This window comes from Thiolapillus sp. (assembly GCF_048562965.1).
GTDB classification, from domain to species: domain Bacteria; phylum Pseudomonadota; class Gammaproteobacteria; order Chromatiales; family Chromatiaceae; genus Thiolapillus; species Thiolapillus brandeum_A.
In genome coordinates this window covers 1-3,031 of record NZ_JBHNMF010000397.1, presented here as the reverse complement: position 1 = coordinate 3,031, position 3,031 = coordinate 1, and the positions used below count along the sequence as shown (strand labels likewise).

Sequence of the window (3,031 nt, the reverse complement as noted above, 5' to 3'; positions counted from 1 at the left end):
TATGCAGCAGCCTATGCAGCAGCCTATGCAGCAGCCTATGCAGCAGCCTATGCAGCAGCCTATGCAGCAGCCTATGCAGCAGCCTATGCAGCAGCCTATGCAGCAGCCTATGCAGCAGCCTATGCAGCAGCCTGTGCAGCAGCCTGTGCAGCAGCCTGTGCCGCCTCCCCCCGGATTGTTGGATCAGCCTGTTGCGCCGCCGCCACAGTCTACGGACCCCCTAGGGCAGCCGGCACCGGATCCTGCTCAGCCGCAGCCTACGATGTTTTCTCAGGATTTCTACAAGAGTGTGGGCGCGTCGGAGTTGCTCCCACCATCAGTTATTGATGCTGAGCTGGCACCGCTGGGGTTGAATGAATACCAGATCACGAAAGTGATCAATGCTAACCAGAACATTATCAACCATACCCGCGAGGCCTTTATAGAACAGGCCAGGAAAGACCCGGAGATCGGCGGGAGTAGGTTTGAGACAACAATCAAGCACGCTAAGGTGGCGTACGACAAGTATGCTTCTCCCGCCCTTCAGGAGGTTTTGCAGGGCACGGGTCTTTCTTCACATCCGGAGGTTATTCGGATGTTCGCTAATCTGGGCAAAGCGGTTTCAGAGGACACGGGCATACCTGCCCAGGCACTGACTTCTGGGGCTGGGGTGGATCTTAAGGATGAGTCCACTCAGCTCAATGTACTTTATGGTAATAACTGATGGCGGTAACTGGTGGTAAACTGCTCGACCTACCTGACCTTTATATGAGGGAAGGTGGATTACAGTCTGGCGTAGATTTGCAGGCGCTTGTACTGATTAACATTCTCAGTAAGATGTCGCCTGAACTGCATGATGCGTACGTACAGGCCTGTAACAGCATGGATGGCCTGTCCTACAATTACTCGGTGCTCTCGAAGCTGCCGGATGTGACGTGGGGCCGGATCTACAAGGGTATCCCTACCAGCAAGTCTGCACGTACCTTGCAGAGTGAGACGACGGGTTGGATTGAGCAGGCAAGCGAGGTGGATGAGCGCGTCATTGAGATCTCGGCCAATGGGGCTCAGGTCCGAATGGATGAGGCTATGACCTTCCTGCAGGCGATGGCGATCAAGGCGGCGGAGTCGTTTTGGTACAGTAACAGTGACTTGCATTCTGATCAGATCATGGGGCTGTCACCCCGGTACTCTGATAAGTCTTCAAAGCAGGCCAAGAACATTGTAGATGCCGGAGGCACGGGCAATGACAATACGTCGATATGGTTTATCAACTGGGGGCGCACTAAGATCTCTATGATCTATCCCAGGAGTCTGCCTGCGGGGTTGCAACGCACGGATCGTGGAAAGATTCCGACGAAGGATTCCGACGACAACACGTATTTTGTGGTGCGTGAAGAGTTCAAATGGCATCTGGGTGTAGCCGTAGCGGACTGGCGGCAGGCCGTTCGAATCTGCAACATCGATGTATCGGACCTGAAAGCCGGAACAGTGAACTTGCAGAAGCTGCTTCGAAAAGCCTTTTATGCAATGCCTGAGTTGGGCTATGGTGAGAACTCCAATACGATTATCTACATGAACCGTGATGTGGAGGAAGCGCTGGATGCTGAGACTACTAATAGCACGGGTAGTGATAACTACGTGCGTCTCACCCCGGGGACGGTACAGGGTTCATTCATTCGAAGCTGGCGCGGCATCCCCATTCGGATAACGGATAACCTGCTGGTGACGGAATCACAGGTGACCTGATGATCGTCAGCAATAACCTTTACTTTTCTGAGAACCAGGTCTTTGACAGCAGCTCAACGACCAGGTACAGCAACCCGGCTACTGTGCCATTTAATGAGCTGACGGGTGTGAAAAGTACGAATATTATAGATCTGGGGGCACAGGATGATAGCGATTGGATCAATGACAGTGGAGGCGATGGTAACATCGGGTATGTCGCTGGAGGTTCTGCTGATATTCCTATCACGGTCATGATACCCACGATCACCGGATCTGATGCGCTTTCTACTAAGCCATACATCCAGGTCCGTCTTAAGACGTCAGATACATCTTCGGGAACTGGAGATGTTGCGTACGTGACCCCGGTGCTGAGCATGGCTTTTCCTAAGGGCTCTCCCCGAAGGGTATACCCTGGGGCTAAACTCAGCCTTCGGGCGTTACCGAGCGTGCTTCGCCGGTACATCTGGCTGGATTACGTGGTTCCTATTGCGTATGAGTGTACGTTTACAGCGATGCTTGGCACCGTTCATCGAAATGAGGTTTGTGAGCACTGATGGCTATTATTTCTAACAACTCAGTCCTGTGCGATAACCAGGTATTTCTGGCTACTACGTACACGAACAGTAGTAAACAGTTTGATTTCGGGAAGCCAACAGGCTGTCAGTGGGTTAAAGGTGGCGGAGGTCTTGGTGTGCACGTAGGCGATGTCGTGGATATTCCTATCATGATTAAGGTTACGTACTGGGATAAATCGACCATTACAGCGATGAAAGCGTATGTTCAGGTAGTCACATCCGATTCTGCTACGGACACCAGCCCGCGTGTCGTGAGTACGCTCACCTTAGATTCAAGCACTGAGATCGTGGGTGATCTTGCCCATATCCGTATTGTCCCTGATAATGTGAGCCGGTATCTCTGGCTTCGTGTCAAGATGGATTATGGCACGGCGACTACGCCCACGGTTTCTGTATTTGCGTTGGACGCTTTCCTGGGCTCTGTTACAGGCCATGGCATGATGGGCCATTCTAAGTAAGGAGGATAATGATGGCTTTATACCGAGTACTTCAGAAGGGGTTTACCAAGGACAATGACCTGGTGTTCCCCGATATGATCATCGATGTAACCCCTAAGTATAAAAAGGGTAAAGTACCTTCGTGGTTGGAAGAGGTTCCTGCGGATGCGAAAGTAGCTGCATCCCCTTTGCCTGATCGGCACGCGGATACTGAGCTGGCGAAGAAGGGGGTTCAGCCTACTTCCCAGGGCGAAAAGCTGGATGAGGGCTCAACAGGTGTAGAGCGGTTTGACTAATGCCTACGCCCGTGGAGCT

General features: G+C 52.3%; 5 protein-coding genes. All 5 read left to right on the top strand.

The window, feature by feature from the left end; translation table 11 throughout:
* The first annotated feature begins 262 nt into the window (after window positions 1-262).
* The 5 genes from ACOCD2_RS15405 (at window position 263) to ACOCD2_RS15385 (ending at window position 3,012) form a co-directional block, all read left to right on the top strand.
* Window positions 263-703, top strand: a complete 441-nt coding sequence (locus ACOCD2_RS15405; protein ID WP_419601429.1) for a hypothetical protein — start codon at window positions 263-265, stop codon at window positions 701-703.
* Window positions 703-1,725, top strand: coding sequence for a major capsid protein (locus ACOCD2_RS15400; RefSeq protein ID WP_419625769.1), 1,023 nt, complete (start codon window positions 703-705; stop codon window positions 1,723-1,725). The genes ACOCD2_RS15405 and ACOCD2_RS15400 overlap by 1 nt, the downstream gene beginning before the upstream one ends.
* Window positions 1,725-2,258, top strand: coding sequence for a hypothetical protein (locus ACOCD2_RS15395; protein WP_293674866.1), 534 nt, complete (start codon window positions 1,725-1,727; stop codon window positions 2,256-2,258). The genes ACOCD2_RS15400 and ACOCD2_RS15395 overlap by 1 nt, the downstream gene beginning before the upstream one ends.
* A gap of 137 nt (window positions 2,259-2,395) precedes the next feature.
* The gene (locus tag ACOCD2_RS15390) at window positions 2,396-2,737 is read left to right on the top strand and encodes a hypothetical protein (RefSeq protein WP_419625768.1); all 342 of its coding nucleotides are present in this window, start codon (window positions 2,396-2,398) and stop codon (window positions 2,735-2,737) included.
* A gap of 11 nt (window positions 2,738-2,748) precedes the next feature.
* A complete protein-coding gene (locus ACOCD2_RS15385; protein ID WP_419601475.1) occupies window positions 2,749-3,012 on the top strand; it encodes a hypothetical protein in 264 nt (87 codons plus the stop codon).
* Window positions 3,013-3,031: the final 19 nt, after the last annotated feature.